Origin of the sequence: Nocardioides sp. 1609 (genome assembly GCF_004522105.1) — a bacterium.
In the GTDB taxonomy this organism is placed as follows: Bacteria; Actinomycetota; Actinomycetes; order Propionibacteriales; family Nocardioidaceae; genus Nocardioides.
The window spans coordinates 1-26527 of record NZ_SPUJ01000005.1 but is presented as its reverse complement, the minus strand read 5'-3'; the positions used below and the strand labels follow the sequence as shown (position 1 = coordinate 26527).

The 26527-nt window shown below is 73.1% G+C and carries 28 protein-coding genes; 17 read left to right on the top strand and 11 right to left on the bottom strand.

The window, feature by feature from the left end; genetic code table 11:
* The first annotated feature begins 124 nt into the window (after positions 1-124).
* Positions 125-1720, top strand: coding sequence for an MXAN_6640 family putative metalloprotease (locus E4623_RS13960; RefSeq protein ID WP_167736640.1), 1596 nt, complete (start codon positions 125-127; stop codon positions 1718-1720).
* Between the two features lie 120 nt (positions 1721-1840).
* Here the strand turns inward: E4623_RS13960 and E4623_RS13955 are convergent, their stop codons facing one another.
* A complete protein-coding gene (locus tag E4623_RS13955) occupies positions 1841-3826 on the bottom strand; it encodes an ATP-dependent DNA helicase (RefSeq protein ID WP_134767173.1) in 1986 nt (661 codons plus the stop codon).
* A gap of 193 nt (positions 3827-4019) precedes the next feature.
* Between E4623_RS13955 and E4623_RS13950 the strand changes: the two genes are divergently transcribed.
* Complete coding sequence (locus E4623_RS13950) at positions 4020-4997, top strand: sugar phosphate isomerase/epimerase (protein WP_134767172.1); 978 nt, start codon at positions 4020-4022, stop codon at positions 4995-4997.
* 63 nt (positions 4998-5060) lie between these two features.
* Here the strand turns inward: E4623_RS13950 and hflX are convergent, their stop codons facing one another.
* Positions 5061-6560, bottom strand: coding sequence for a GTPase HflX (hflX, locus tag E4623_RS13945; RefSeq protein ID WP_134767171.1), 1500 nt, complete (start codon positions 6558-6560; stop codon positions 5061-5063).
* 124 nt (positions 6561-6684) lie between these two features.
* Here hflX and E4623_RS13940 point away from each other — a divergent pair, with 124 nt between their 5' ends.
* The 3 genes from E4623_RS13940 (at position 6685) to E4623_RS13930 (ending at position 8429) form a co-directional block, all read left to right on the top strand.
* Positions 6685-7272: a nucleoside/nucleotide kinase family protein gene (locus E4623_RS13940; protein ID WP_134767170.1), complete on the top strand. Its 588-nt coding sequence runs from the start codon at positions 6685-6687 to the stop codon at positions 7270-7272.
* A 126-nt stretch (positions 7273-7398) separates the two neighbouring features.
* Positions 7399-7788 (top strand): hypothetical protein, encoded by a 390-nt coding sequence (locus E4623_RS13935; RefSeq protein ID WP_134767169.1) that lies wholly within the window; start codon positions 7399-7401, stop codon positions 7786-7788.
* Entirely contained in the window at positions 7788-8429 is a 642-nt protein-coding gene (locus E4623_RS13930) for a vWA domain-containing protein (protein ID WP_134767168.1), read from the top strand. Before E4623_RS13935 ends, E4623_RS13930 begins: the two co-directional genes overlap by 1 nt.
* A 43-nt stretch (positions 8430-8472) precedes the next feature.
* Here the strand turns inward: E4623_RS13930 and E4623_RS13925 are convergent, their stop codons facing one another.
* The 4 genes from E4623_RS13925 to ggt form a co-directional block, all read right to left on the bottom strand.
* Positions 8473-9249, bottom strand: coding sequence for an SDR family NAD(P)-dependent oxidoreductase (locus tag E4623_RS13925; RefSeq protein WP_134767167.1), 777 nt, complete (start codon positions 9247-9249; stop codon positions 8473-8475).
* Between the two features lie 76 nt (positions 9250-9325).
* A complete protein-coding gene (dapF, locus tag E4623_RS13920) occupies positions 9326-10153 on the bottom strand; it encodes a diaminopimelate epimerase (protein WP_134767166.1) in 828 nt (275 codons plus the stop codon).
* Positions 10146-10799, bottom strand: a complete 654-nt coding sequence (locus tag E4623_RS13915) for an MSMEG_1061 family FMN-dependent PPOX-type flavoprotein (RefSeq protein ID WP_209020692.1) — start codon at positions 10797-10799, stop codon at positions 10146-10148. Before E4623_RS13915 ends, dapF begins: the two co-directional genes overlap by 8 nt.
* A 59-nt stretch (positions 10800-10858) precedes the next feature.
* Positions 10859-12748, bottom strand: a complete 1890-nt coding sequence (gene ggt / locus E4623_RS13910) for a gamma-glutamyltransferase (RefSeq protein ID WP_134767165.1) — start codon at positions 12746-12748, stop codon at positions 10859-10861.
* A 166-nt stretch (positions 12749-12914) separates the two neighbouring features.
* Between ggt and E4623_RS13905 the strand changes: the two genes are divergently transcribed.
* Entirely contained in the window at positions 12915-14477 is a 1563-nt protein-coding gene (locus E4623_RS13905; RefSeq protein WP_134767164.1) for a M20/M25/M40 family metallo-hydrolase, read from the top strand.
* A 32-nt stretch (positions 14478-14509) separates the two neighbouring features.
* Here E4623_RS13905 and E4623_RS13900 read toward each other — a convergent pair whose 3' ends face one another.
* The 3 genes from E4623_RS13900 to E4623_RS13890 all read right to left on the bottom strand — a co-directional run bounded on the left by E4623_RS13900 (position 14510) and on the right by E4623_RS13890 (position 17559).
* Positions 14510-15970 carry an MDR family MFS transporter gene (locus E4623_RS13900; protein ID WP_134767163.1) on the bottom strand — a complete coding sequence of 487 codons (1461 nt, stop codon included), beginning with the start codon at positions 15968-15970 and terminating at the stop codon, positions 14510-14512.
* Between the two features lie 120 nt (positions 15971-16090).
* Positions 16091-16639, bottom strand: coding sequence for a dihydrofolate reductase family protein (locus E4623_RS13895; RefSeq protein ID WP_134767162.1), 549 nt, complete (start codon positions 16637-16639; stop codon positions 16091-16093).
* Positions 16636-17559 (bottom strand): helix-turn-helix domain-containing protein, encoded by a 924-nt coding sequence (locus E4623_RS13890; RefSeq protein ID WP_245155077.1) that lies wholly within the window; start codon positions 17557-17559, stop codon positions 16636-16638. Before E4623_RS13890 ends, E4623_RS13895 begins: the two co-directional genes overlap by 4 nt.
* Positions 17560-17661: 102 nt before the next feature.
* Between E4623_RS13890 and E4623_RS13885 the strand changes: the two genes are divergently transcribed.
* From E4623_RS13885 to E4623_RS13875, 3 genes are read left to right on the top strand one after another with little or no spacing between them, the layout of a single operon-like run.
* The gene (locus E4623_RS13885) at positions 17662-18276 is read left to right on the top strand and encodes a dihydrofolate reductase family protein (RefSeq protein WP_134767161.1); all 615 of its coding nucleotides are present in this window, start codon (positions 17662-17664) and stop codon (positions 18274-18276) included.
* Positions 18273-18806 carry an adenylate kinase gene (locus tag E4623_RS13880; protein WP_134767160.1) on the top strand — a complete coding sequence of 178 codons (534 nt, stop codon included), beginning with the start codon at positions 18273-18275 and terminating at the stop codon, positions 18804-18806. Before E4623_RS13885 ends, E4623_RS13880 begins: the two co-directional genes overlap by 4 nt.
* Positions 18807-18837: 31 nt before the next feature.
* Positions 18838-19512: a Clp protease N-terminal domain-containing protein gene (locus tag E4623_RS13875; protein ID WP_134767159.1), complete on the top strand. Its 675-nt coding sequence runs from the start codon at positions 18838-18840 to the stop codon at positions 19510-19512.
* Between the two features lie 68 nt (positions 19513-19580).
* Here E4623_RS13875 and miaA read toward each other — a convergent pair whose 3' ends face one another.
* Positions 19581-20525: a tRNA (adenosine(37)-N6)-dimethylallyltransferase MiaA gene (gene miaA, locus E4623_RS13870; protein WP_134767158.1), complete on the bottom strand. Its 945-nt coding sequence runs from the start codon at positions 20523-20525 to the stop codon at positions 19581-19583.
* 64 nt (positions 20526-20589) lie between these two features.
* On the opposite strand from miaA, the gene E4623_RS13865 reads away from it, so the two are divergent.
* The 6 genes from E4623_RS13865 (at position 20590) to E4623_RS13845 (ending at position 22856) form a co-directional block, all read left to right on the top strand.
* Positions 20590-20793, top strand: coding sequence for an antitoxin (locus tag E4623_RS13865; protein ID WP_134767157.1), 204 nt, complete (start codon positions 20590-20592; stop codon positions 20791-20793).
* Positions 20790-20954 carry a hypothetical protein gene (locus E4623_RS22675; RefSeq protein ID WP_167736638.1) on the top strand — a complete coding sequence of 55 codons (165 nt, stop codon included), beginning with the start codon at positions 20790-20792 and terminating at the stop codon, positions 20952-20954. Before E4623_RS13865 ends, E4623_RS22675 begins: the two co-directional genes overlap by 4 nt.
* Positions 20951-21484, top strand: coding sequence for an NUDIX domain-containing protein (locus tag E4623_RS13860; RefSeq protein ID WP_209020691.1), 534 nt, complete (start codon positions 20951-20953; stop codon positions 21482-21484). The genes E4623_RS22675 and E4623_RS13860 overlap by 4 nt, the downstream gene beginning before the upstream one ends.
* An 87-nt stretch (positions 21485-21571) precedes the next feature.
* The gene (locus E4623_RS13855) at positions 21572-21847 is read left to right on the top strand and encodes a hypothetical protein (RefSeq protein WP_134767156.1); all 276 of its coding nucleotides are present in this window, start codon (positions 21572-21574) and stop codon (positions 21845-21847) included.
* Positions 21844-22110 (top strand): hypothetical protein, encoded by a 267-nt coding sequence (locus E4623_RS13850; RefSeq protein ID WP_134767155.1) that lies wholly within the window; start codon positions 21844-21846, stop codon positions 22108-22110. The genes E4623_RS13855 and E4623_RS13850 overlap by 4 nt, the downstream gene beginning before the upstream one ends.
* An 8-nt stretch (positions 22111-22118) precedes the next feature.
* Complete coding sequence (locus tag E4623_RS13845) at positions 22119-22856, top strand: peptidase E (RefSeq protein ID WP_134767154.1); 738 nt, start codon at positions 22119-22121, stop codon at positions 22854-22856.
* An 88-nt stretch (positions 22857-22944) separates the two neighbouring features.
* Here E4623_RS13845 and miaB read toward each other — a convergent pair whose 3' ends face one another.
* The gene (gene miaB, locus E4623_RS13840) at positions 22945-24417 is read right to left on the bottom strand and encodes a tRNA (N6-isopentenyl adenosine(37)-C2)-methylthiotransferase MiaB (protein ID WP_134767153.1); all 1473 of its coding nucleotides are present in this window, start codon (positions 24415-24417) and stop codon (positions 22945-22947) included.
* 231 nt (positions 24418-24648) lie between these two features.
* Here miaB and E4623_RS13835 point away from each other — a divergent pair, with 231 nt between their 5' ends.
* On the top strand, positions 24649-25377 hold the full coding sequence (locus tag E4623_RS13835; protein WP_209020717.1) for an amino acid ABC transporter ATP-binding protein: 729 nt from the start codon (positions 24649-24651) through the stop codon (positions 25375-25377).
* 60 nt (positions 25378-25437) lie between these two features.
* Positions 25438-26274 carry a glutamate ABC transporter substrate-binding protein gene (locus E4623_RS13830; RefSeq protein ID WP_245155076.1) on the top strand — a complete coding sequence of 279 codons (837 nt, stop codon included), beginning with the start codon at positions 25438-25440 and terminating at the stop codon, positions 26272-26274.
* Positions 26275-26527 lie beyond the last annotated feature (253 nt).

Here is a 26527-nt window from a genome sequence, read left to right as displayed (position 1 = left end):
GCGCACGACTCCGAGACCGCCACCGGCACCACGCCGGTGGCGGTCTCGTCGTGCCCGCCTCGGCGGCTCGGCAACTGTCGGTGCCCCGGGTTAGGTTGTGGCCCCACTCACGAACGGAGCCTCCATGCGCTTGCGCACTCGTCCCCGACCCCAGGCCAGCGTCCGCGCGCTGGTCGTGCTGGGCGCCGTCGGCGCCCTGCTGATCGGCATGCTCGCGGCCCTGGCGAGCCCGTCGGTGGCCCGGGTCCCCTCGGGTGACACCGACTCCAAGCAGGCCACGGCGGCCGACCCGTCCGCCCGCGAGGCCTCCACCGCGCTGCGCCGCGCGGAGAGCATCCGCGACGACGGCGCCGCGGGCCGCGACGCCACGATGGTGCTGCGCGACCTCGCCAACACCCGCGCCGACCTCACCGACGCCGAGCGCGAGGCCGCCGACGCGCTGATGAGGCGTCCGACGAGCTCCAACGGCGACGGCTACCTCGACTACGGGAACGTCGAGGAGGAGACCCCGGTCTGCACCACGACCCTGTGCGTCCACTACGTCACCAGCGGCCAGCACGCCTCGACCCCGGAGTACGTCACCACGGCGGTCAACACGCTCACCAGCGTGCAGCAGGCCTTCCTGACCTCCGGCTACCGCGCCGTGAAGAGCGACGGCTCGCTCGGCGGCAACGCCCTGCCCGACGTCTACCTCGGCAACATCGGCGTCAACGGCCTCTACGGCTACTGCACCTCCGACGACCCGAGCCAGAGCACGCAGCGCTGGGACCGCTGGGCCTACTGCGTCCTCGACAACGACTACAGCGCCTCGGAGTTCCCGACGAACACCCCGACCGAGAACCTCCAGGTCACCGCCGCGCACGAGTACTTCCACGCCATCCAGTACGCCTACGACCGCTACGAGGACTCCTGGCTCCTCGAGGCCACCGCGGCGTGGGTCGAGGACGAGCTCTACGACGGCGTCGACGACAACCTCCAGTACCTGCGCAGCAGCCAGCTCCGCTCGCCGGGCACCCCCCTCGACACGTTCGACTCGTCCACCGGGTTCCACTACGGCACCTGGAGCTTCTTCCGCTTCCTCACCGAGAGGTTCCCGGAGAAGAAGGGCTTCCTGCCGCGGCTCGTGCTCGACGTCTTCACCAAGGCCGACGGCGGCCCCGGTGGCCCCGACCAGTACTCCTGGAAGGCCGTCAACACGGTCCTGAAGAAGAAGCGGACCTCGGGCGCGGCCATGCTCGGTGCCTACGCCGTCGCCAACCGTCGTCCGGGTCGGGCCTACGACGAGGGTGCGGCCAACCGCTACCCGAAGGCCCCGGCCGGCCGGATCACGCTGTCGGCCGGCAAGGCGCGCACGGTCAAGGTCCGCCTCGACCACCTCACCACCCGCACCACGCGACTGACGCCCCGGCGTCTGGCCACGAAGAAGGCCAAGGTCCGCCTGGCCTTCGACCTGAGCCCGAAGGCGACCGGTGCCTTCGCGCTGGTCACCACGACACTGCGCTCCGGCAAGGTGCGCACGGTCAGGGTCAAGCTCAACAAGCAGGGCAACGGCGCCAAGGCCGTGCCCTTCAGCTCCAAGAAGGTCGCCAACGTCGAGGTCACCCTCGTCAACGGCAGCGGCCGGTTCAAGTGCTGGCAGGAGAGCTACTTCTCCTGCCAGGGCCGCCCGCGCGACGACAACGCGGCGCAGCAGTTCACCGCGCGGGCGGTCAAGCGCTGAGCTGACGCCACGCCCGCTCGACGCCCACCCCGCCGGACCACGGCGGGGTGGGCGTCTCGCACTCCGGCTCCCACATGTCGGCGACGGGCCCGGCCGGGGACCGGCCGAGGCGCGCCGGGCTCACCCCGAGACGGCGAGGCGGGCGAGGGCCTTGCGCACCACGGCCGGGTCGGAGGTGGTCCACATCGGCGGCAGGCTCGCCTTGAGGAAGCTGCCGTAGCGGGCGGTGGCCAGGCGCGGGTCGAGGACGGCGACGACGCCGCGGTCGGTCGTGGTGCGGATCAGCCGGCCGGCGCCCTGCGCCAGCAGCAGCGCGGCGTGCGTGGCCGCGACCTGCATGAAGCCGTTGCCGCCGGCGCGGTCGGCTGCCTTCTGACGCGCGCTCATCAAGGGGTCGTCGGGGCGCGGGAACGGGATCCGGTCGATGAGGACCAGCTGGCAGGTCTCGCCGGGCACGTCGATGCCCTGCCACAGGCTGAGCGTGCCGAACAGGCAGGTGTGCGGGTCGCCCACGAACTGGGCCGCGAGCTCGGGCAGCTGGGCGTCGCCCTGGGCCAGGGTGGTCAGGTGCGGCAGCCGGGTGCGCACCTCCTCGGCGGCCGTCTCGGCCGCGCGCCGGCTCGAGAAGAGCCCGAGGGTGCGACCCTCGGCGGCGTCGACCAGCTCGACGATCTCGTCGAGCTGAGCCTGGACCAGGCCGTCGCGACCCGGCGGGGGCAGGTGCCGGGCGACGTAGAGGATCGCCTGCTTGCCGTAGTCGAACGGCGAGCCGACGTCGAGCCCGACCCACGGCAGCACGGTGTCGGTGCGCTCGGGGGTGGCGTCGTCGTGGGCGCGCTCGCCGGGCTTGAGGCCGACGCTGGTGGCGACCGAGGCGAAGTCGCCGCCGAGCATCAGGGTGGCCGAGGTCATCACCACGGTCTTGTCGGAGAGCAGCTTGTCGCGCATCGGTCCCCACACCTGGAGCGGCGCGACGCAGAGCCGCGGCGGGATCCGTTCGCCCCCCTCGGTGAGCCACAGGACGTCGCCGTCGGAGCCGGCCGCCATCCGCTCGGCGTGGGCGAAGACCTCCTGGACGGTGCCGCGCGCCTGGGTCATGCCGGCGTCGGGCTCGTCGCCGCCGCCGCTCTGGGCCTTGGGGTAGGCGGAGAGACAGGCTCGCGCGGCGTCGCGCACCAGCTCGAGGGCGTCGGACAGGTCGGCCGGCACCGTCTCGAAGCGACCGGGCCGGGCCTCGGTCATCGCGTCGCGCAGCGCGTCGGCGGCGTCGGCGAGGTCGTCGGCCTCGGGACCCTCGACGTGGCGCTGTGAACGGCGGGCGGCGCGCTCGACGTCGGGCGCGCTGAGCTCGTCGGTCGCCGCCTGGGTGACCCGGGCGACGAGCTCGTGGGCCTCGTCGATGACCGCGACGTCGTAGTCGGGGATCATCGGGACGCCCTCGATCGCGTCGATCGCGAGCAGGGAGTGGTTGGTGATCACCAGGTGCGAGCGGTGCGCCTTCTCGCGTGCGACCTCGACGAAGCACTCCTGGCCGAAGGGGCACTTGCTCGCGCCCAGGCAGTCGCGGTGGCCCACGCTGACCTGGCGCCACTCCCGGTCGGTGTGCCGCGGCGCGCTGTCGCGCTCCCCGGAGCCCCGGGACTCCGCCTCCTTCTCGGCCCACGACCGCAGCTCGAGCACCTTGCTGGCCATCGAGCCCTGCGGGACGTCGACGAGCACGCCCTGGTCGTCGGGGACGCCCTCGCGGATGCGGTGCAGGCAGGCGTAGTTGGAGCGTCCCTTGAGCACGGCGTACGACGTGTCGAGACCCTCGACGCCCTGGACGGCGTCGATCAGCCGCGGCAGGTCACGCTCGACCAGCTGGTGCTGCAGGGCGAGCGTCGCGGTGGCCACCACGACCCGCTTGTCGTGCACCAGCGCCGGCACGAGGTAGGCCAGCGACTTGCCGGTGCCGGTGCCGGCCTGCACGAGCAGGTGCGCCTCGCCCGACAACGAGGCGGAGACCGCCTCGGCCATCGCGACCTGCCCCTCCCGCTCGCTCCCGCCCAGGGCCGTGACGGCACGCTCGAGCACCTCGCGGACGGCGGGCGCAGGGGTTCTCGGCACCCGAGCACCCTAACGACGGTCGCCGACACGTGTCCGACCGCCCGGCCCACCTGTGGACGGCCCCGGAGATCGAGGAGCCCGCCATTTCAGGCAAGCATCTTAATTCTTTTGAACAGCCCTCGACAGAAGCGAGTGACCGGTGCCACAGTGGCGCAACAGGTCTATACAGGCTCCACGACGACAGGAGATCACCATGTGCTTCGGGTTCAACGGCGAGGAGGCGCTCCGGCGCTCGCTGGCCGAGCGAGGAAGCTCGCGACGTCAGATGCTCCGCGGTGCCGCAGTCGGAGCCGGGGCCGTCGGCCTCGGCACCCTGGGTGGCACCGCCGTGGCTGCCCCGGCGCTGCAGGCGGGCCGCCACGGACACGGCCACGACGGCGGCCACGGTGGCCGCCAGGTGCCGACGGACCGGATCAGCATCCAGCTCTACACGCTGCGCGCCGCCCTGGGTGGCACGCCCGGCTTCGACACGGTGCTCACCCGGCTCTCGCAGTACGGCTACACCCGCGTCGAGCTGGCCGGCTACTACGGCCGCACGGCGGTGCAGCTGCGCGCCTTCCTCAAGGGTCTCGGCATCTCCGCGACGTCGAGCCACGACGGGATCAGCGCGACTCCGGCCGAGCTGCAGACCAAGCTCCAGAACGCCGCCACCCTGCGCCAGACCTACATCAACGTGCCCTACCTGAACTCCAACAGCTTGTCTGACTGGCAGAAGTGGGCCGACCAGATGAACAACGAGGCCCGCCAGGCCAAGCGGTACGGCCTCAAGTACGGCTACCACAACCACGCCCACGAGTTCACGATCGACCTCGGGGGCGGCCTCACGCCGTGGGAGGTCCTCACCGACCGCCTCGACCCGCGTCTGGTGCACCTGGAGGCCGACCTGTACTGGGTCTACACCGGCGGCGTCCAGACCGGTCAGAGCGACCCCGACCAGTTCGTCATCGACACGCTCCGGGCCGCGCCGCAGAAGGTGCTGCAGTTCCACGTGAAGGACCGCGACGAGGCCACGGGCGACATGAGCGACCTCGGCACCGGTGTCGTCGACTTCGCGCGGATCTTCCGCCGCCACCGTGTCGACGAGTACATCGTCGAGAACGACACCCCCGACGTGTCGCCGCTGACGTCGGCGGCCGTCGGGCGCTGCTACCTCGACCACCTCACCTTCTAGGGAGGTGTCGCCGCGCGGCCGGGTCTCCCCCGGCCGCGCGGCCACGACGTGGCGCCGCGTGCCTCAGACGGCGTAGGGAGCGAGCTCGCCCGCGAGGTCGGCGTTCGCCCGACCGCGGACGACGGTGCCCTCGCCGGTGTGCTCCATGGCGTCGATCTCGCCGTGCTGGTGCAACCGGTTGACGAGGTCGCCGCGCTCGTAGGGCAGCAGCACGTGGAACTCCACGCCCGGGCGGGGCAGCTCGCCCTCGATCATCGCGAGCGCCTCGGCGATGCCCGCCCCGGTGCGGGCGCTGACGACGACCGAGTGCGGCTCGTGCGTGCGCAGCCGCGCCAGCACGAGCGGGTCGGCGGCGTCGGCCTTGTTGACGACGACGATCTCGCGGACGCCGGCGGCGTCGATGTCGGCGAGGACCGCGCGGACGGCGGAGAGCTGGCCCTCCGGGTCGGGGTGCGAGCCGTCGACGACGTGCACGATCAGGTCGGAGTCGGCGACCTCCTCCAGCGTCGAGCGGAACGCCTCGATGAGCTGGTGCGGCAGGTGCCGGACGAAGCCGACGGTGTCGCTCATCGTGTAGACGCGGCCGTCGGAGGTCGTCGTGCGCCGCGTGGTCGGGTCGAGGGTCGCGAAGAGCGCGTCCTCGACGAGCACCCCGGCGCCGGTGAGCCGGTTGAGCAGCGAGGACTTGCCCGCGTTGGTGTAGCCGGCGATCGCGACCGACGGGATCTGGTGGCGGTGCCGGTCGGCCCGCTTGGTGTCGCGGGTGCCCTTCATGTGCTTGAGCTCGCGGCGCAGCTTGGCGATCTTGTCGTTGATCCGGCGCCGGTCGGTCTCGATCTTGGTCTCACCGGGACCACGACCGCCGATGCCGCCGCCGTCGGCGCCGACCCGGCCGCCGGCCTGGCGCGACAGGTTGCCGCCCCAGCCGCGCAGCCGCTGCTTCATGTACTGCAGCTGGGCCAGCTCGACCTGCGCCTGGCCCTCGCGAGACTTGGCGTGCTGGGCGAAGATGTCGAGGATCAGCGCGGTCCGGTCGACGACCTTGACCTTGACGCGGTCCTCGAGGTTGCGCAGCTGGCTCGGGGCCAGGTCGCCGTCGCAGATCACGGTGTCGGCGCCGGTCGCGGCGACGATCTCGGCGAGGCCCTCGACCTTGCCGCGGCCGATGTAGGTCGCCGGGTCGGGCGTCTGACGGCGCTGGTAGATCGCCTCGAGCACCTCGGAGCCGGCCGTCTCGGCGAGCGCGGCGAGCTCGGCCATCGAGTTCTCGGCGTCCTGGACGCTGCCGTCGGTCCAGACGCCGACGAGGACGACGCGCTCGAGCCGCAGCTGGCGGTACTCGACCTCGGTGATGTCCTCGAGCTCGGTGCGCAGCGACGCCACGCGACGCAACTGGTGGCGCTCGGCGAGCTCCATCGCGCCGACCGTGGGCTCGGTCTCCTCCGGGTCGGGCTCGTCGACGTAGCCCGACACGAAGTCGTCGGACTCGTCGGTCTCGGTCTCGTCCCAGTCGTCGGTCTCGGAGAGCTCGGCGTCGAGGGTGAAGTCAGGTGCGTTCGTCATATGCCTCCAGGGTAGTTCCGACTCAACGCCCTGACGAACGGCTTTCATCCTTGCTGCCCTGGTGGAGCTCATCCACCCTTCGTACCCGAGTGCCGGGCCTCCGCCCTCCCCCTACGGTGGGGCCATGGAAGTCCCGGCCGTCCCCGACGTCCGCCTGCTCGGTCTGACGGGTGCCCCCGGCGTCGGCAAGTCGACCCTCGCGGCGGCGCTGGCCGCCGGGGCCGGCGCCGGGATCGTGCCGATGGACGGCTTCCACTACGCCGACGTCGAGCTGGTACGGCGCGGGCTGCTCGACCGCAAGGGCGCCCCCGAGACCTTCGACGCCGAGGGGTACGCCGCCCTCCTGGCCCGGGTGGCCGCCGGCGGGCCGGACGAGCCCGAGGTGGTGGCGCCGGCGTTCGACCGTGGGCTGGAGCAGCCGCTCGCCGGGGCGATCGCGGTGCCGTCGTCCGGGCTGGTGGTGACCGAGGGCAACTACCTGCTCCTCGACGAGCCCCGCTGGCGCACGGTGCGCGAGCGCATCGACGTCGTCTGGCACCTGCACCTCGACCCCGCCGTCCGGCTCGAGCGCCTGGTCGCGCGCCACGTCGCCTTCGGCAAGTCCCCGGCCGAGGCCCGCGCCTGGGTCGCTCGCGTCGACGAGCCCAACGCCCGCCTGGTCGAGGCCGCCGCCGTCCGCGCCGACCTGGTGGTCGACCTCCCGGTGCGGTAGTCCCGGCCGTTTGGGCCCTCGAACCACGAGATCAGGGGCCCGAACAGCCGGGACTACCGCACCGCCGCAGCAACAGCGGATCCGCACATGGTGCGCATCCGCAGTTGGTGCGGTACCGTACGGCACATGACTTCTGACACCCGCGCCCTCGACGACGTCCGGGCCTCGCTCGACGCGGCGGCCGGGCTGGAGCCCGACGCCGCCCTGCCGCACCTGCGGGAGGCGGCCGAGCGGCTCACCGGCCTGATCGACGAGACGATGGCCGAGGCGGTCGTGCGCGGCGGATCGTCGCTGCGCTCGGCCGGGATGAGGGCGGGGTTGTCCGAGAACGCCGTGGGGCCGCGCCTGGCCCGCACCGCGGCGCTCGGTGCCTACGCGAACGACGACGGCCGGGTCACCGCCGCTGCCGTCGAGCGCGCCCGGTACGACGCCGAGACGGGCGCACCAGCACCGGCGAAGCCACCCGCAGCACCGATGCGGTTCAAGGCCCGCCGACCGACGAAGGGAACCAGCTGATGACCGACCAGACCCTCACCCACGTGTACTTCCTGCTCGACCGGAGCGGCTCGATGCAGTCCATCAAGGCCGACACCGAGGGCGGGTTCGCGGCGTTCATCGACGAGCAGCGCGCCGCGCCGGGCACCTGCCGGGTCACCCTGGCCCAGTTCGACAACGTCTACGAGGAGGTCTACCGCGACGTCGACGTCGCCGACGTCGCCCCGCTGGTCCTCGCCCCGCGGGGCAGCACCGCCCTGCTCGACGCCATCGGCCGGCTGGTCAACGACGCCGGCGCCCGCCTCGCCGCGCTCCCGGAGGGCGAGCGACCGGGCACCGTCGTCGTCGCGATCATGACCGACGGCCTCGAGAACGCCAGCCGGGAGTGGACCCACCCGGCGGTGAAGGCGCTCGTGGAGCAGCAGACGGCGCAGTACGGCTGGGACTTCATGTACATGGGAGCCGACCAGGACGCCGTCGAGGTCGGCGCCTCGATCGGCGTGTCCGCCGAGCACTCCCTGACCTACGGACGCGGTCGCAGCCGCGAGGCGATGGCCACCAAGGGCGGGAAGATCCGCGCCATGCGGTCGGCGCGGATGACCGACGCCGGCGCCCCGATGCCGGCCTACACCGCCCAGGAGCGCGCGGGCCTGGTGGACTGACCCCCGCCGCACGCCGACCCGTCAGCGATCGCTGACGGGTCGGTCACTTCGGGGGCATCCGGATGCCGCCGTCGAGGCGGACGGTCTCGCCGTTCATGTAGGAGTTCGTCAGGCACTCCACGACCATCGAGGCGAGCTCGTCGCCGGTGCCGAGACGTCGCGGGAACAGCACGCTCTCGCCGAGCTTGGACTTGAACGCCTCGGCGTCCTCGCCCTCGCCGTAGATCGGGGTGTCGATGAGACCGGGGGCGACGGTGTTGAGGCGGATGCCGGACGCCGCGAGGTCGCGGGCGACCGGGAGGGTCATGCCGACGACGCCGCCCTTGGACGCCGAGTACGACGCCTGGCCGATCTGGCCGTCGAAGGCCGCGACGCTGGCGAGGTTGACGATCGCGCCGCGGCAGCCGTCGGCGTCGGGCTCGTTGCGGCTCATGACCGACGCGGCCTGGCGGACCATGTCGAAGGTCCCGACGAGGTTGATGTTGACGACGCGCTTGAACCAGTCGAGGTCGTGCGCGGACTCGATCTGGCCGTCGCGGCCGATCGTGCGCTGGGCGAAGCCGACGCCGGCGGAGTTCACGACGGCGCGCAGCGGGGCGATCTCGGCGGCGGCGTTCACCGCGCCGGTGATCTGCTCGGTGTTGGTGACGTCGACCTGGGCGAAGACGCCGCCGATCTCGGCGGCCAGGGCTTCGCCCTTCTCGGCCTGGAGGTCGGCCACGACGACGGTGCAGCCGAGGGCGGCGAGGCGCCGCGCAGCGGCTGCGCCGATGCCCGAGGCGCCGCCGGTGACGATGGCAGAAGATCCGGTGAGGTCCATGCTCGCGAGCATAGGCCGATGGTTGGGCGTCCGAGCGGATGGGCCCACCTGGTGAGTCAGTCGACTGAAACCTCGGTCAGAGGGTGGTCGTGCCGCCGGCGACCACGACGGCGGGACCGGTCATCAGCACCCGGTCCTGCGCCGTCCAGCGGATCGTGACCGTGCCTCCGGGCTGCTCGACCGCGAGGTCGACGTCGCGCTCCAGGCCGAGCACCCCGGTCGCCGCGACGGCCACGGCACACGCGCCGGTGCCGCAGGCCTGCGTCTCCCCCGAGCCGCGCTCGTGCACCCGCATGGCCACGTGCGCCGGCCCGCGGCGGACGACGAACTCGACGTTGACGCCGCGCGGGTACGTCGCCGCGTCGTGGCTCGGCGCCGTGGTCAGCGCCCCGGCGTCGGCCAGGTCGTCGACGAACGCGACGGCGTGCGGGTTGCCCATGTCGACGTGCGTCGCCGACCAGGTGCGCCCGCCGACGCCCACGGTCGTCTCCCCGAGCAGTCGCGGCGGACCCATGTCGACCTGCACCCCACCGGGCCCGTCGAGGACGACGACCTGCTTGGTGCCGGCACGGGTGTCGATGTCGACCGGCCGGCCGGCCTCGACCAGCCCCTCGTCGACGAGGTGCCGGGCGAAGACCCGGATGCCGTTGCCGCACATCTCGGCGACCGACCCGTCGGCGTTGCGGTAGTCCATGAACCACCGCCCGCCCTCGGACTCCGGCCGCCGGACGACGCGCAGCACCCCGTCGCCGCCGATCCCGCCGCGCCGGTCGCACAGCGCGCGGACCCGGTCGTCGGCGAGGTCGCCGTGCAGCGTGCCGTCGTGGTCGGGCAGCAGGACGAAGTCGTTGCGGGTGCCGTGCCCCTTGAGGAAGGGGTAGCCGCCCGCGGCGCGGTCAGGCATACAGGCCCCGCTCGTAGTTCTCGGGCCGGTAGTACTCGTCGAGCTCCGCGACGCTCTGGCCGGTCGGTTCGACCTGCTCGGCGATGACGGCGCGCCGCGGCACGACCGACTCGGGGTCCCAGGTCTCCGGCTTCCAGAGACCCGAGCGCAGGAACGCCTTGCCGCAGTGGAAGAAGAGGTCCTCGATCTCGACGACCAGGGCGAGCACCGGCCGGTGGCCCTTGACCACCAGCTCGTCGAAGAACGGCGCGTCGGCGACCAGGCGGGCCCGCCCGTTCACGCGCAGGGTGTCGGTGCGGCCGGGGATGAAGAAGTCGAGGCCGACGTGCGGGTTGCCCAGGACGTTGCGGTACCCGTCGACGCGACGGTTGCCGGGCCGCTCGGCGAGCGCGATGGTGCGCTCGTCGAGCACGTGGACCAACGAGCCCGCCGGGTCGCCCTTCGGCGAGGCGTCACACCGCCCGTCCGCGCCCGCGGTCGCCACCACGCAGAACGGCGACGCCGACAGCCAGGCCCGGTCGACGTCGAGCAGGGCCGAGCGGCTCTTGTCGCGCGCCCGTTGCGTCGGCTCGCCGAGCAGCGCCACCAGGGCGCCGATCGAGGTGATCTCGGTCCAGCCGTCGCCGGCCGCGGGGGTCTCGTCCACGACTCCACGGTACGGCGTGCGCGCACCCCTCGCGGCGACCCCGCGGCTCCGTGCGTCGCTCAGCCCGGCTTGACGACGGCGGCCGCTCCCCCGCCGCGCCGGACCGGCTCGGCGACGACCTTGAGCCGCCCGTTCGGTCCGAGCTCGATCGCGGTGGCCGCCCCGATCTCGGCGGCGCTGGTGAACGCGTCGCCGGCCGGCACCAGGTCGTGGCCGAGCGCCTCGAGCACCGTCTCGAAGCGCTCGAGGAACAAGGGCTCCGCACTGACCGTGGCGTTGTTGCGCGGCGAGGCGCGGGGCGCGCGCACGGCCTGCGGCAGGCCCATCCCGCGGTCGATCCGGTTGTGCAGGATCTGCAGCACGGTGGTGATGATCGTCGAGCCGCCGGGCGATCCCAGGGCCAGGAACGGCTTGCCGTCGCGGAGCAGAATCGTCGGCGCCATCGAGCTGCGGGGCCGCTTGCCGGGCTCGAGCCGGTTGGGGTCGGCCGGGTCGTAGGTGAGGCTGAAGTCGGTGAGCTCGTTGTTGAGCAGGAAGCCCCGCCCGGGGACGACGATGCCGGAGCCGCCGGTCTGCTCGATCGTCAGCGTGTAGGCCACGACGTTGCCCCAGCGGTCGGCCACCGTGAGGTGCGTGGTCGAGACGTTCTCGTGGTCCTCGAGCGAGGTCGGTCGCGGAGCCGGGGTGGCGCAGTCGCCGTCGTAGTCGTCGACGTCGCCGGCCGGGACCGGCTTGGGGGCGGCCTGGGCCGGGTCGATCTCGCACGCCCGCTCGTCGCCGAACTCCTGCGACAGCAGGTCCTGGACCGGGACGTCGACGAAGGCACCGTCGCCGACGTAGGCGCCTCGGTCGGCGAACGCGAGCGCGCCGGCCTCGAGGTAGTGGTGCAGGGACTGGGCCCGGCTCATGCCGCCCAGGTCGTAGCCCTCCAGGATGTTGAGCGCCTCGCCGACGGTGGTGCCTCCGCTGGAGGAGGGCGCCATGCCGATCACCTGGTAGCCGCGGTACCTCGTGCGGGTCGGTGCCTGCACGCGCGCCTCGTAGCGGCGGAAGTCACCCGGGCGCAGGTAGCCCCTCGGCACCGGGAGGTCGGTCGTGCGGGTCGTCGGAGGCGTGCGCACGGTCTGCGAGATCTCGCGGGGCACCGAGCCGCGGTAGAAGAGGTCGGGGTCCTTCGCGAACGCGCGGTAGGTGGCGGCGAGGTCGGGGTTGCGGAACCGCGAGCCGACCTTCGGCAGCCTGCCGCCGGGCAGGAAGAGCTTGCGCGTGGTGGTGAAGGCCGCGAACCGCTCCCGGTTGTCGTCGGTCTGCGAGCGGAAGGTCGGGTCGACCACGAACCCGCGCTCGGCGAGCCGGGCGCTCGGCGCGAGGACCTGCGGCAGCGAGCGGGTGCCCCAGCGCTCCAGCGCCGTCGTCCACGTGGCCGGCGTGCCGGGCACGCCGACGGAGACGCCGCTGGTGACGAGGTCGGGCGTGAACGGGTAGGGCTCGCCGGTGGCCGGGTCGACGAACGCGTTGCGCGGGATCGCCTTCGGGGCCGTCTCGCGGCCGTCGATCGTGCGGGTCCTGCCGGTCCGGGCGTCGTGGTAGACGAAGAACCCGCCCCCGCCGACCCCGGCGCTGTAGGGCTCGGTGACCCCGAGCGCGGCCGCCGTCGCGACCGCGGCGTCGACGGCGTTGCCGCCGCGCCTGAGGATGCGCAGCCCGATCCGGGTGGCGTCGGGGTCGACCGAGGTGACTCCGCCACCGCGTCCGACGGCGGTGGCCCGTTTCGGCACCTGCGGATCACGCTCGGCGGCTGCTCCGGGCGCGACACCGGGCACAGCACCGGGAGCAGCACCGGGCGCGGCACCGGACAGTGGTGCGGCCGAGCCGGGCGCGACGACGAGCAGCGCCGGCGCGAGGGACAGGGCCACCAGGGCGGCCAGGGGGCGAAGGGGACGGCGCATGGATCCTCCCGAGGACGAGTGCTTCCCCCGCACCCTGCCACACCTCACCGACCACGGCCCCCGACCGGCGCGAGGAGGACGCCGGTGGGAGCACCACCCTGGCGCGACGGCGTCCGGTGCGTGATGGTGGGAGGTCACCACTCACTCCATCTCGGGAGGTTCCACCATGCGTCCACCACGTAGTCGCGCGGCGATCGCCGCAGCCATCGCCCTCGGCGTCGTCGCCACCCTCGGCGGCTCCACCGGCACCCTCGGCTCCGCCGCGGCGGCGCCGTCCGGGCTGTCCGGGCTGTCCGAGCGCGACCAACCACGACCGTCCGGGGTGAAGGACAAGGACAGCAGGCGGCTGCAGCAGGCCGTGCGGACCGGGGCGATCATGGGGCACCTCGAGCAGCTCCAGGTCGTCGCCGACCGGTACGGCGACCGCGCGGCCGGCCAGCAGGGCTACGCCGCCTCGTCGCGCTACGTCGAGCACGTGCTGCGCGAGGCCGGCTACCAGCCGAGGCGGCAGTACTTCCCCTTCACCTACACGCGCGTCAACGCCAACACCTTCACCGCCGGCGGCGACGACGTCGCCAACCACGTGCTGACCGGATCACCGAGCACGCCCGCCGGCGGGGTCGCCGGCGAGCTGGTGGCGCCGGCCGACCCGCTCGGCTGCACGGCCGCTGCCTGGTCGGGCATCGACGCGACCGGCAAGATCGCGCTGGTCAACCGCGGCACCTGCCCGTTCGCCGACAAGTCGCGCGTGGCGAAGGCGGCCGGCGCGCTCGGCGTCGTCATCTGGAACAACGTCCCCGGCGAGTTCACCGGTGGCACGCTCGGCGAGACCACCGACGACCTCGCGCCCACCACCGGCGTCAACCAGGACGTCGGCCAGGCGCTCCTCGCCGACCTCGCGGCCGGGCCCGTCCAGGCCACGCTCGACCTCGACATCCTCGTCGAGGAGCGCCAGACCTGGAACGTCGTCGCGGAGACGAGGAGGGGCCGCTCCGGCAACGTCGTCATGGCCGGCGCCCACCTCGACGGCGTCCAGGACGGGGCCGGGATCAACGACAACGGTTCCGGCAGCGCGACCCTGCTGGAGACCGCGGTCCAGCTGAAGAAGATGGAGGGGAAGCTCAAGAACAAGGTGCGCTTCGCCTGGTGGGGCGCCGAGGAGGTCGGCCTGCTGGGTTCGACGCACTACGTCAACGACCTCGTCGAGAACCGGCCCGCCGCGCTCGACGACATCGCGACCTACCTCAACTACGACATGGTCGGCTCACCGAACTACATCATCGGGGTCTACGACGCCGACGAGTCGAGCTCCGAGGCCAGCGCCCCCGTCCCGGCCGGGTCGATCGAGACCGAGCGCGCCTACCGCCGCTACTTCCGCGCCGTCGGTCAGCCGGTCGTCGACACCGCGTTCTCCGGGCGGTCCGACTACCAGGCGTTCATCGCGAACGGCGTCGCCGCGGGCGGCCTGTTCAGCGGCGGCGACGGCGTCAAGACCCCCGAGCAGGCGAGGCTCTTCGGGGGCACGGCCGGCATCACCTACGACCCGAACTACCACACGCCGGCCGACGACCTCGACAACGTCAACCGGCGCTCGGTGACGATCATGTCCGACGCGATCGCGCACATGACGATCACGCTCGGCAAGAGCACCGCGGTCATCGACGTCCCGGGTGGGAGGTCGACACCGAAGCGCGTCGTCGTCCCGCGCACCGACGAGCCGCGGCGCTGAGCCGCTGAGCAGCTGACCTGTGCCCGCCGCCGTCAGTGGACGGCGGCGGGCGCGGGGGCGTCGTCGCGGCTCGGGAGGCGCGACGGCATCAGGAACGCCAGGGCCAGGACGACGACCGCCAGCACCGCGCCGACGCCGAAGCCCCAGCGCATCCCGCCCACGTGGGCGGCGACCGCGTCGGCGCCGCCGGCGAGCAGGGAGTCCTCGCGGGCCGAGAGGACCGCGACGACGATCGCGGAGCCCATCGCCGCCGCGACCTGCTGCAGGGTGCCGAGCATCGAGCTGCCGTGCGAGTAGAGCTCGGGCGGCAGCGCGCCGAGGCTGAGGGTGAAGACCGGTGTGAAGACCGCCGCGAGCGACACCATCAGCAGCACGTGGACCGGGAGCAGCGTCCACACCGAGCGGGTCGCGTCGACCTGGGTGAAGAGCGCGAGCGCGACCAGCACGCCGAACGAGCCGGGGATGACCAGCCGCCGGCCGCCGTACCGGTCGAAGGCCTTGCCGACCTGCGGGCCGAGCAGGCCCATCGCCAGCCCGCCGGGCATCACCAGGAGGCCGGTCTCGAGCTCGGAGAGCCCGCGCACGCCCTGGAGGAACAGCGGCAGCAGGATCATCGACCCGAGCATCGCCATGAAGGCGACCGACATCAGCAGCAGGCCGGTCGCGAAGGTGCGGTGCCGCAGCACGCGCAGGTCGAGCAGCGGGCTGCCCGAGCGCTGCAGCGAGAGCTGCCGGACGACGAAGGCCGCGATGGAACCCACGCCGACGGCGAGCATCGACCAGGGCAGGTACGCCGGGCCGCCGTCGGCGCCGAGCTGCGAGAGCCCGTAGACCAGCGGGCCGAAGCCGAGCGCGGCGAACACGACGCTGGTCCAGTCGATGGCACCCGGCCGGGGCTCACCGACGTCGGTGAGCCGGCGCAGCCCGACGAGCGCGATCACCACGGCGACCGGCAGCACCAGCCCGAACATCCAGCGCCACGAGGCGACGTGCAGGATCACGCCGGAGACGGCAGGGCCCATCGCCGGGGCGACCGACATCGCGAGCGTCACGTTGCCCATCACGCGCCCCCGGTCGGACGTGGCGACGATCGTCATGAGCGTGGTCATCAGCAGCGGCATCATCACCGCGGTGCCGGCCGCCTGCACCACGCGGGCGACGAGGAGCACCTCGAACGTCGGCGCCAGGGCGGCGATCAGGGTCCCGGTGGAGAACACCGCCATCGCCGTGCCGAAGGCCTGGCGCGTGGTGACGCGCTGCAGGAACCAGCCGGTGATCGGGATGACGACGGCCATCGTGAGCATGAAGCCGCTCGTCAGCCACTGCGCGGCCCGCTCGTCGACCTCGAACTCGGTCATCAGCCGCGGGATCGCGTTGACCATGATGGTCTCGTTGAGGATCACGATGAAGGTGGCGGCGACCAGCCAGCGGAGCACGGCGTAGTCGGCCGGTGCGGCCTCGGCGCTCGGGGCGGTCTCGGGAGTCGTCGTCATGGCGGGGTGGACTCTGTCATCGTCGGGGACTCATCGTCGACCCGTTTCCGGTCCGCGCCGGAGGTTCTCGCCGACGCCACGTCAGCTCGCCGGCCGCCGTCGCGCCGGCGTCCTGCCGAGTCACCACGTGGTGGGCGGCCCGACGACGTCGTACGTCGCCACCGCGAAGTCGCCGTTGCGGCCGAGGTCGGTCAACCGCAGCGCGAACCGCCGCGGGAGGAGTGGCCGTCCCGCGCCGAGCGTGACGGGCGCGATCGAGACCAGGAGGTCGTCGAGCATGCCGGCCTCGGCGAAGTCGGCCGCGAGCGCTCCCCCGCCGACCATCCAGACGTCCCTCGCCCCGGCGGCCTCCTCGAGGGCGGCGCGGTGGTCGGCGGGGGCGCCCTGCAGGAAGGCGACCTGCCCGCCGAGCGGCTCGAGCGTGCGGTGGGTGAACACGAAGCAGGGGATGTCGTAGCTCCACGTCTCGCCGGTGGCTCGCAGGTGGTCGCCGATCCACTCGTAGGTGGTCGCGCCCATCACCATCGCCCCGATCCCCTCCATGAACGCGCCCTGCGAGCCGTGGCCGTCCTCGTCGTGGTCCTGGACGAAGAGCCAGGCGAGCGAGTCGTCGGTGTCGGCGAGGAAGCCGTCGAGGCTGGCGGCGGTGTAGTAGCGGTAGCGGGTCACGCGGTGGGTCCTTCCTGGTCGTGGCCGCGGCGCAGCCACACGATCGGGTCGCCGGCGGCGAGGTCGACGCCGAGCAGGGTGCGCGCGAGCTGGCGCCGGTGGGCGGAGTAGGTGACGACGTGGGCGAGCACGCTCGCGAGCTGGAAGCTCTCGGGCGGTTCGCACAGGGCGTCGACGACGCGGTCGTCCCACGCGCCGCGGCGGTCGACGTCGCGCCAGGTCGCGAGCCACCGCGGCGCGACCGCGTCGTGGCGCTCGAGCAGCGTGGCGGGGTCGTCCGCCCGGGCCGGCGGGACGTCCTCGCCGACCAGGGCGGCGAGCCACACCTCCTTCGACCGCACGAGGTGGTCGAGGACGGCGGCGAGCGACTCCTCGGGGCCGTCCCACTCCAGCACGGCGTGGCCGGGCAGCCGGGCGCGTCGGTAGTCGTCGTCGGGGACGCCCGTCGCGGCGTCGAGCAGCACCCGGGTGTCGTCGAGGTCGTGACCGACGAGCTGCTGGGCGAGGGGGTTCACGGCATGCTCCTGGGCGTCGATCCACAGCGAGGTGGGTGGGTGGAAGTGGATGCCGTTCGGTGCCGGCAGCCACGGCGGCCGCTCGGCGTCCTGCTGGCCGGCGGTGGCGCTCGGCGGGTGGCCGAAGGCCCGCGCGAACGCCCGCGCGAAACCCTCGACCGACTCGTAGCCGGCCCGGAACGCCGCGTCCGTCACCGAGGTGCCGCCGCGCAGCTGCCAGGCCGCGCGCTCGAGCATCACGCGGCGCCGCATCGCCACCGGGGGCTCACCGGCGTCGCGGCGCAGCCGACGGCTGAAGTGGAACGGCGAGGAGAAGGCGTCGCCGGCCATGGCGCCGAGCGTCGCGTTGTCCTCGTCGAGGACGGCGTCGAGCAGCTCGCGCAGGCGATCACGTCCGGTCTCCACGCGGACCAGTCTGGACGGCGCGCGCCGCGGGCGCCCGACCGTTCTTGCCCTGCCCAGGGCGCTCGCCGATGAGTCCGACGCCGGTGACGGGTCGACCTCCTCGTGGCCACCGTCATCGTCGACATCTCGATCTCGCTCGACGGCTACGTCACCGGCCCCGAACCGGACGCCGAGCACGGCCTCGGCCGCGACGCCGACGTCCTGCACGCCTGGGCCTTCTCCGACGACCCGGTCGACCGGGCCGCGCTCGACCTCGGCGCCGCGACCGGCGCGGTGGTGATGCCCCGCACCCTCTTCGACGTCGTCGACGGCCCGGGTGGGTGGACCGACGACCTAGGCTACGGCGCGGGCCGCGACGCCCGGCCGCCGTTCTTCGTGGTGACGAGCAGCCGGCCGAGCGCGGTCCGGCTCGCCGACAGCCACGACTTCACCTTCGTGCTCGACGGCCCGGCCGCCGCCGTCGAGCGGGCCCGGGCGGTCGCCGGCGACGGTCCGGTCGTCGTCATGGGCGGCGGCGCCGTCGTCCGCGGCTGCCTGGACGCCGGCGTCGTCGACCGGCTGCAGCTCCACCTCGCGCCGGTGGTGCTGGGCGCCGGGACACCGCTGTTCGGCGCCGGCCGGGTCGAGCGCCTGCAGACCGACGTCCGGGTCTCCTCGACCGCCACGCACCTGGCCTACGACGTCGTCCGCCGACGCGTTCCTACGATGGGGCGGTGACCTACCGGCGCGTGCTCCTCTACGGCGTCACCGGATCGGGCAAGTCGACGGCCGCGGCCCGGCTCTCGGAGGTCACCGGGATCCCCTGGCACTCGGTCGACGACCTCACCTGGCAGCCCGGGTGGGTGGCCCTGCCCGAGGACGAGCAGCGCGCGCTGTTCGTGGGCATCTGCGCCGGGGAGCGGTGGATCCTCGACTCGGCGTACAGCACGTGGCTCGACGTCGCGATGGGGCGGGCCGACCTGGTGGTGGGCCTTGACTACCCGCGCTGGCTGTCGTTCTCCCGGCTGGTCAGGCGCACCGTGCGGCGGGCCGTGCGGCAGGAGGTCGTCTGCAACGGCAACCGGGAGCGATGGCGCAAGATCGTCTCGCGCGACTCGATCCTCGTCTGGCACGCGCAGTCGTTCGCGCGCAAGCGCGACCGGATGCGGGCCGCGCTGGCCGATGGCGGCGGACCGGAGGTGCTGCTGTTCCGTCGTCCTCGCGACCTGGCCCGGTGGCTCGAGCAGCAGGCGTCAACCATCTCTTGACGTGATCGCATCGTCAAGCGATGCTTGACGCATGGCCCACTTCTCCCTCGAGCAGCTCGTCGCCCAGATCGACGCCGCCTCCCCCGGCGAGGACCCGGTGCGGCGACTGTCGCTCGCGGTGCTCGGGTCGGAGGAGCTGAACCGCACGGCCGACGACCTCGTCGGTCACTACGTCGAGCGGGCACGCGCCGACGGCGCATCCTGGGCCGACATCGGCGCCGCCATGGGCGTCACCAAGCAGGCCGCGCAGCAGGCCGACCGTCAACGCGGCGGGCGCTCGCACGACGTCGACGAGCTCGACGGCCTCGACCCGGGAGCTCGCGCTGCGCTCGGGCGGGCGCGCGAGGAGGCACGCGGGCTGCGACACCACTACGTCGGCACCGAGCACGTCCTGCTCGGTGTGCTCCGTCTCGACGACGACCTCGCCACGAGGCTCGGCGTGACGCCCGACGACGCCGCGGAGACCCTGCTCGCGATGGTCGGTCGCGGCGAGGTCGAGGTGGCGCGGGCGCCGCTGCTCACCGCCCGCGCCCGCAAGACCGTCGACCTCGCCGCAGCCGAGGCGACCGCGCTCGGGCACGACCTCGTGACCCCGGCCGACCTCCTGCGCGGGATCCTCCGCGAGGGGCGCGGCATCGGCGCGCGGGTGCTCGACCAGCGCGGGGGCGGCCTGGCCCGGGTGCGCGAGGTCCTGACGGGCACCTGAGACGTCGCGACCGGGATCCCGGCGACTCGCCATCCGTATCCCCGTCACTGCCATCCGGATCCCGGACGTCAGCGATCCGTCGTGACCCTGGTCTCGACGGCCCGCACCGCGGCGAGCGCCCGCTCGACGCGGTCGTCGGCGTCGTGGGGCACCCACACGATCCGCGGGTCCTTGCGCCACCAGGACAGCTGGCGCCGCGCGAACTGTCGGGTCGCTACGACGGTGCGCTCGCGCGCCTCGGCCAGGGACAGCTCGCCGGCGAGGTGGGCGGCCGCCTGCTGGTAGCCGATCGCCCGCGACGCGGTCCGCCCCTCCGCAAGCCCCTCGCACAGGAGCCGGGCCACCTCGTCGACCAGGCCTCCGTCGTACATCTGCGCGACCCGCCGCTCGATCCGGGCGTCGAGCGTCGGCCGGTCGATCTCGATGCCCACCTGCACGGTCCGCGGGTCGACGTGGACCAGCTCGGGCAGGCTCGCGGTGTACGAACGGCCGGTGATCTCACCGACCTCCAGCGCCCGCACGACGCGCCGCCCGTTGTCGGCGGGGATGCTCGCGGCGGCCGCGGGGTCGGTCGCGGCGAGCCGGGCGTGCAGCGCGGCCGGGCCGACGGCGTCCAGCTCGGCCTCCCAACGCGCCCGGACGCCGACGTCGGTGCCGGGGAACTCGAAGCGGTCGAGGATCGCGCGGGTGTAGAGCGCCGAGCCGCCGACCAGCACGGGCGCGGCACCGCGGGCGCGGATGTCGCGGATCGCCGCCCTGGCCCACGCCTGGAACTGCGCGACGGTCGCCACGTCCCGCACGCTCTGGGTGTCGAGCAGGTGGTGCGGGATGCCCCGCCGTTCGGCCGGCGGCAGCTTGGCCGTGCCGATGTCCATGCCGCGGTAGACCTGCATCGCGTCGGTGTTGACGACCTCCCCGCCGAGCCGCTCGGCGAGGTCGAGCGACAGGCCCGTCTTGCCCGAGGCCGTCGGACCGATCACCGCCACGACGGGCGGGGCGAGAGGCTCGGACATGTGGCTAGTCTGACAACCACGCGGCCCGACTCGGGGGCCGACCCAGCTCAGCAGGGAGGGTGTCATGGGTTTCCTGGACGACGCGAAGAACAAGCTCACCGGTGCCGTCGACGACCACGGCGACAAGATCGAGTCCGGCATCGACAAGGCCGCCGGCCTCGCCGACAGCAAGACCGGCGGCAAGTTCCACGACAAGATCGAGACCGGCACCGACAAGGCCCTCGACGCCCTCGACGGGCTCGACGGCAAGAACGACGACCTCCGGTGACGGCCCCGGTCCCCGAGGAGTCCAACGAGGCCTTCGACGTCACCGAGCCGCCCCCGGGCGAGCACGCCAGCGAGGCGCCGGGCGGCGCCGACGGTGACCAGGCGGCCGAGGCCGCGCAGGAGGAGAACGCCGAGACCTCCCTGGACCAGCCGTCCCAGTGACACCAGCAGTCACCCCAGCAGCCACCCCAGAGGTAGCCGGCGCCGACACCCCGGCCCACGGCCGCTTCGTGGTCGTGCCGGCGGCGTACGTCTTCCTGCTGCGCGACGGTGCCACGCCCGACGGCGCGTCGGAGGTGCTGCTGCAGCTGCGGCAGGGCACCGGCTACATGGACGGTCACTGGGCCGCCGCGGCGGCCGGGCACGTCGAGGCCGGCGAGACGGCCTACGACGCCGCGCGGCGCGAGAGCGCCGAGGAGATCGGCGTCTCCGACATCGCCCTGCGCTTCGTCACCGCGATGCACCGCACCCGCCACGACCTGCCGATCGACGAACGCATCGACTTCTTCTTCACCGCCCGCTCGTGGAGCGGCGAGCCACGCATCGTGGAGCCCGCCAAGTGCGCCGCGCTGCGCTGGTGCCCGCTCGACGCGCTCGACGACCTCCCGCAGCCGGTCGTCCCGCACGAACGGGTGGTGCTCGCGGGTCTGCACGACGGCACGATCGAGAGCTACACGACCTTCGGGTTCTGACCGTCCGGTCCCGACCCCCGCACCACCACCGCACCACCACCGCACCACCACCGCACCACCACCGCACCACCACCGCCAGGAGGCGTCATGACCGAGGACCTCGGACCCCAGCCGGACCCGCAGATCGAGCCCGGCGAGCCCAACCCCGGTGGTGCTGACGCCGTCGCCCACGGTGACGGCGTCGACGGCGAGGCGTCCGACGGCGACCCCGTCGCCCGCGACCTCGGCCCCGACGACAACCCCGCCGTCGAGGACGTGCTGCCCGACGAGATGCGCGAGGGCGAGGACACCTCGACCCAGGCGACCAGGGGCGACGGCAGCGGCGACGGCGACGTCGAGCCCACCGAGGAGTCGCCGGTATGAGCGACGACGGCACGCCGGGCGACGACTACGACCCGACTGAGTCCGACCAGGACACCGCAGGGTCGATGGGCGTCAGCAGCGAGCGCGAGGGACCCACCGGCCCGGGCCAGCACGGCACGACCGGCACCCGCGACGTCGGCCCCGACCGGCGCGACCCGGACGACGACGTCCCGCCCGAGCAGTCCGCCGGCGGGCCGGAGACCAATCCCGACCCGCCGATCCCGCCGGTCGCCGGCTACTCCTCGACCGACCCGCGCGGCTAGGGACGACGATGGCCGCCGAGCAGCCCACGATCCTCGCGACCTCGGGCGGCGTGGTCGGCGGCGTCCGCTCGCACTGGTCGGTGGGCCCGCTGACCCACCACGCCGTCGAGCTGGCCGGCGTCACCGGCCGCGCCCCCCGCGTCTGCTTCGTCGGGACCGCGTCGGGCGACGCGGCGTCGTTGACGGCCGGCTTCTACGACATGGCGATCGAGGCGGGCTTCGCGCCGTCGCACCTGCGGCTGTTCACGATGCCTAACGTGCCCGACATCCGCGAGCACCTCCTCGCCCAGGACGTGATCTGGGTCTTCGGCGGCAGCGTCGCGGGGCTCCTCGCGATGTGGGAGCTGCACGGCGTCGGCGAGGCCATGCGCGAGGCATGGCAGGCGGGCGTCGTCCTCACCGGCGTCTCGGCGGGCTCGCTGTGCTGGCACGTCGGCGGCACCACCGACTCGTTCGGACCCGACCTGCGCCCGATCACGAACGGCCTGGGCTTCCTGCCCTACTCCAACGGCGTCCACTACGACTCCGAGGACCAGCGCCGCCCGCTCTACCACCGCCTGATCGCCGACCAGACCCTCCCCGCGGGCTACGCCACCGACGACGGCGTCGGGCTGCTCTACCGCGGCACGGAGATGGTCGAGGCCCTCGCCGAGCGCGACCGGGCCGGCGCCTACTGGGTCGAGCGGAACGCCGGCGGCGCGGCCGTCGAGACCGCGCTCGACGTGACGCGGCTGCCCGCCGGCTGAGCGACCGCGGTCGACCTCGGACGCCGGGCGGGCCTGCCGGGGCCGGCACGATCGGCGCAGCCGCCCCTCCACAGGCGGCGGCGGTCACTCAGCCGCAGGCGGGACCGGACGCGACCGGCAACGGTGCGGGGACGCCGACGCCCGGCATGCCGAGCGTGACGCCGGCCGGCGCGGGCGCCGTCGTCCGGGCCTCCCAGGCGTCGCCGGAGCGGGTGCGACGCACCGCCAGGACGCGGTCGGCGACGAGGTGGTGCGGCGCGGCGTAGGTGACCTCGACGACCGCGCGGTCGCCCGGTCGGACCGGGCCCACCGTCGCGTCCGGGGCCACGAAGTGCACGAGCCGGTTGTCGGGCCCCCGGCCCGAGAGACGCCGGGTGGCGGCGTCCTTGCGACCCTCTCCCTCGGAGACCATCAGCTCGACGGTGCGGCCGACGAGCGCCTTGTTCTCGGTCCAGGCGACGTCGTTGACGAGCGTGACGAGCCGGTCGTAGCGGTCGCGCAGGACGTCGGCCGGCACCTGGTCGGGCATCGTCGCGGCCGGCGTGCCGGGTCGCTTGGAGTACTGGAAGGTGAAGGCGCCGGCGAAGCGGGCCTCGCGGACGACGTCCATGGTGGCGAGGTGGTCGTCCTCGGTCTCGCCGGGGAAGCCGACGATGATGTCGGTGGTGATCGCGGCCTCGGGCATCGCGGCGCGGACCCGCTCGATGATGCCGAGGAACCTCTCGCGCCGGTAGGAGCGACGCATCATCCGCAGCAGCCGGTCGGAGCCCGACTGGAGGGGCATGTGCAGCTGCGGCATCACGTTGGGGGTCTCGGCCATCGCCTCGATGACGTCGTCGGTGAACTCCGCGGGGTGCGGCGAGGTGAAGCGCACCCGCTCGAGCCCGTCGATGGAGCCGCACGAGCGGAGCAGCTTGGAGAAGGCCTGGCGATCGCCGAACTCGACGCCGTAGGCGTTCACGTTCTGCCCGAGCAGGGTGATCTCGGAGACGCCGTCGGCGACGAGCGCCTCGATCTCGGCGAGGACGTCGCCGGGGCGGCGGTCCTTCTCCTTGCCGCGCAGCGCGGGGACGATGCAGAACGTGCAGGTGTTGTTGCAGCCGACCGACACCGACACCCAGGCGGCGTACGCCGAGTCGCGCTTGGTCGGCAGCGTCGAGGGGAAGACCTCGAGCGACTCGAGGATCTCCACCTGCGCCTCCTCGGCCACCCGCGCCCGCTCGAGCAGCACCGGCAGCGACCCGATGTTGTGGGTGCCGAACACGACGTCGACGTACGGCGCCTTCTGCGTGATCGTCGCGCGGTCCTTCTGCGCCAGGCAGCCGCCGACCGCGATCTGCATCGACGGGTTCGCGGCCTTCACCGGCGCGAGGTGCGACAGGTTGCCGTAGAGCTTGTTGTCGGCGTTCTCGCGGACCGCGCAGGTGTTGAAGACGACGACGTCGGCCTGCTCGCCCGTGGGCGCCGCGGCGTAGCCCGCGTCCTCCAGCAGGCCGGTGAGCCGCTCGGAGTCGTGGACGTTCATCTGGCACCCGTAGGTGCGGACCTCATAGGTGCGCATGACGCCGTCCAGCGTACGGCGCCGCGACCCGCGCCCGGAATCAGCGCCCGCCCCGGGGACACCGCCGCGGCACCTCGGACGGCCCGGCTCCCCTGGCCCGATCGGGTCACGGTCGGGACTCACTCGGGTGTCGCTCGTAGCCCCCCGGGACCGGGTGCTACTAGGGTCCGCCCCATGACGTTGCTGGACAAGGGCGAGAAGCCCACAGGGGGCGGCCGCATGGGCGAGCCGCTGGTGGTGCTCGACGGCGTGAACAAGTGGTACGGCGACCTGCACGTGCTCCAGGACATCAACCTGTCCGTGCGGGCGCGCGAGGTCGTGGTGGTCATCGGGCCGTCCGGCTCGGGCAAGTCGACCCTGTGCCGCACCATCAACCGACTCGAGACGATCGACAAGGGCTCGATCACGCTCGACGGCCAGCCGCTCCCGGAGGAGGGCAAGGCCCTGGCCAACCTCCGCGCCGAGGTCGGCATGGTGTTCCAGAGCTTCAACCTGTTCGCGCACAAGACGATCCTCGAGAACGTCACGCTCGGGCCGATCAAGGTCCGCAAGCAGAAGAAGGCCGAGGCCGAGAAGACCGGGCGCGAGCTGCTCGACCGCGTCGGCGTCGGTCACCAGGCCGACAAGTACCCCGCCCAGCTCTCGGGCGGCCAGCAGCAGCGCGTGGCCATCGCCCGCGCCCTGGCCATGAACCCTAAGGTGATGCTCTTCGACGAGCCCACCTCCGCGCTCGACCCGGAGATGATCAAGGAGGTGCTCGACGTCATGGTCGACCTCGCCGAGGGCGGGATGACGATGATCGTCGTCACCCACGAGATGGGCTTCGCCCGCACCGCAGCCGACCGCGTCGTCTTCATGGCCGACGGCGCGATCGTCGAGGAGAACGACCCGGAGTCGTTCTTCACCAACCCGCAGAGTGATCGGGCCAAGGACTTCCTCGGCAAGATCCTCAAGCACTGAAGGAGAACGAAGATGCGATCGACCAGGATCAAAGCGGCCGGAGCGGCCATCCTGCTGTCCATGAGCCTCGTGGCCTGCGGCGGCGGTGACGACGAGGGCGGTGACGCCGAGGTCGTGGAGGACGCCGAGTTCGAGGCGGGGACGACGATGGCCGAGATCGCCGACGCCGGCACGATCAAGGTGGGCACCAAGTTCGACCAGCCCGGGTTCGGCCTGCTGAACCTGGAGGACGAGCCCGAGGGCTTCGACGTCGAGGTCGCCAAGATCATCGCCGGCGCGCTGGGGATCAGCGAGGGTGACATCGAGTGGTCCGAGGCCACCTCGGACATCCGGGAGCAGGTCATCGAGGACGGCGCCGTCGACATGGTGGTGGCGACCTACACCATCAACGACGAGCGCAAGCAGCGGATCACCTTCGCCGGCCCGTACTACGAGGCCGGCCAGATGATCATGACCCTCGCCGACAACGACGCCTACGAGGGCCCGGAGGACATCGCGGAGAACCCCGACGACAAGGTCTGCTCGGTCACGGGATCGACGCCTGCCGTCAACATCGAGGAGTACCTCGCGAGCCCCGACCAGCTGGTGCTCTTCGACATCTACGACAAGTGCGCCGACGCGCTGGCCAACGGCCAGGTCGACGTGGTGACGACCGACAACGTGATCCTCGCCGGGTTCGTCAGCGAGTCCGACGGCGAGTTCAAGCTGGTGGGCGAGCAGTTCACCGAGGAGCCCTACGGCATCGGGATCGCCAAGGGTGACGTGGAGTTCTGCGAGTTCATCAACGAGACGCTGAAGGAGAACGAGGACCGCTACAACGAGGCGTGGGAGGAGACCGCGGGTCAGGTCGAGGGCAGCGAGGCCCCGACCCTGCCCGAGGCCGAAGCCTGCTCCTGATCGTCCCGATCCCCTGATCGTCCCGATCCCCTGACGGTCGCGGGGGGGGGCGGGGGGGGCCCCCGCCCCCCCCCCGCGGGGGGGGGGGGGGGGGGGGGCCCCGGCCGGGGGGGGGGGGGGGGGGGGGCGGGGGGGGGCCCCCGGGGTCTCGACGACCGGCTCGGCCGCGGGGGCCGGGGCCTTCGGACCGGGCTTGGGGCCGGGACGGGCGCCCGGCTTCGGGCCGCTCGTGGGGGCGCCACCGGACGACGCC

Coding starts and splice junctions, on each gene's coding strand:
- E4623_RS13960 (WP_167736640.1), top strand. CDS start 125: ATGCGCTTGCGCACTCGTCCCCGACCCCAGGCCAGCGTCCGCGCGCTG.
- E4623_RS13950 (WP_134767172.1), top strand. CDS start 4,020: ATGTGCTTCGGGTTCAACGGCGAGGAGGCGCTCCGGCGCTCGCTGGCC.
- hflX (WP_134767171.1), bottom strand. CDS start 6,560: ATGACGAACGCACCTGACTTCACCCTCGACGCCGAGCTCTCCGAGACC.
- E4623_RS13940 (WP_134767170.1), top strand. CDS start 6,685: ATGGAAGTCCCGGCCGTCCCCGACGTCCGCCTGCTCGGTCTGACGGGT.
- E4623_RS13935 (WP_134767169.1), top strand. CDS start 7,399: ATGACTTCTGACACCCGCGCCCTCGACGACGTCCGGGCCTCGCTCGAC.
- E4623_RS13930 (WP_134767168.1), top strand. CDS start 7,788: ATGACCGACCAGACCCTCACCCACGTGTACTTCCTGCTCGACCGGAGC.
- E4623_RS13925 (WP_134767167.1), bottom strand. CDS start 9,249: ATGGACCTCACCGGATCTTCTGCCATCGTCACCGGCGGCGCCTCGGGC.
- dapF (WP_134767166.1), bottom strand. CDS start 10,153: ATGCCTGACCGCGCCGCGGGCGGCTACCCCTTCCTCAAGGGGCACGGC.
- ggt (WP_134767165.1), bottom strand. CDS start 12,748: ATGCGCCGTCCCCTTCGCCCCCTGGCCGCCCTGGTGGCCCTGTCCCTC.
- E4623_RS13905 (WP_134767164.1), top strand. CDS start 12,915: ATGCGTCCACCACGTAGTCGCGCGGCGATCGCCGCAGCCATCGCCCTC.
- E4623_RS13900 (WP_134767163.1), bottom strand. CDS start 15,970: ATGACGACGACTCCCGAGACCGCCCCGAGCGCCGAGGCCGCACCGGCC.
- E4623_RS13875 (WP_134767159.1), top strand. CDS start 18,838: ATGGCCCACTTCTCCCTCGAGCAGCTCGTCGCCCAGATCGACGCCGCC.
- miaA (WP_134767158.1), bottom strand. CDS start 20,525: ATGTCCGAGCCTCTCGCCCCGCCCGTCGTGGCGGTGATCGGTCCGACG.
- E4623_RS13865 (WP_134767157.1), top strand. CDS start 20,590: ATGGGTTTCCTGGACGACGCGAAGAACAAGCTCACCGGTGCCGTCGAC.
- E4623_RS13855 (WP_134767156.1), top strand. CDS start 21,572: ATGACCGAGGACCTCGGACCCCAGCCGGACCCGCAGATCGAGCCCGGC.
- E4623_RS13850 (WP_134767155.1), top strand. CDS start 21,844: ATGAGCGACGACGGCACGCCGGGCGACGACTACGACCCGACTGAGTCC.
- E4623_RS13845 (WP_134767154.1), top strand. CDS start 22,119: ATGGCCGCCGAGCAGCCCACGATCCTCGCGACCTCGGGCGGCGTGGTC.
- miaB (WP_134767153.1), bottom strand. CDS start 24,417: ATGCGCACCTATGAGGTCCGCACCTACGGGTGCCAGATGAACGTCCAC.
- E4623_RS13830 (WP_245155076.1), top strand. CDS start 25,438: ATGAGCCTCGTGGCCTGCGGCGGCGGTGACGACGAGGGCGGTGACGCC.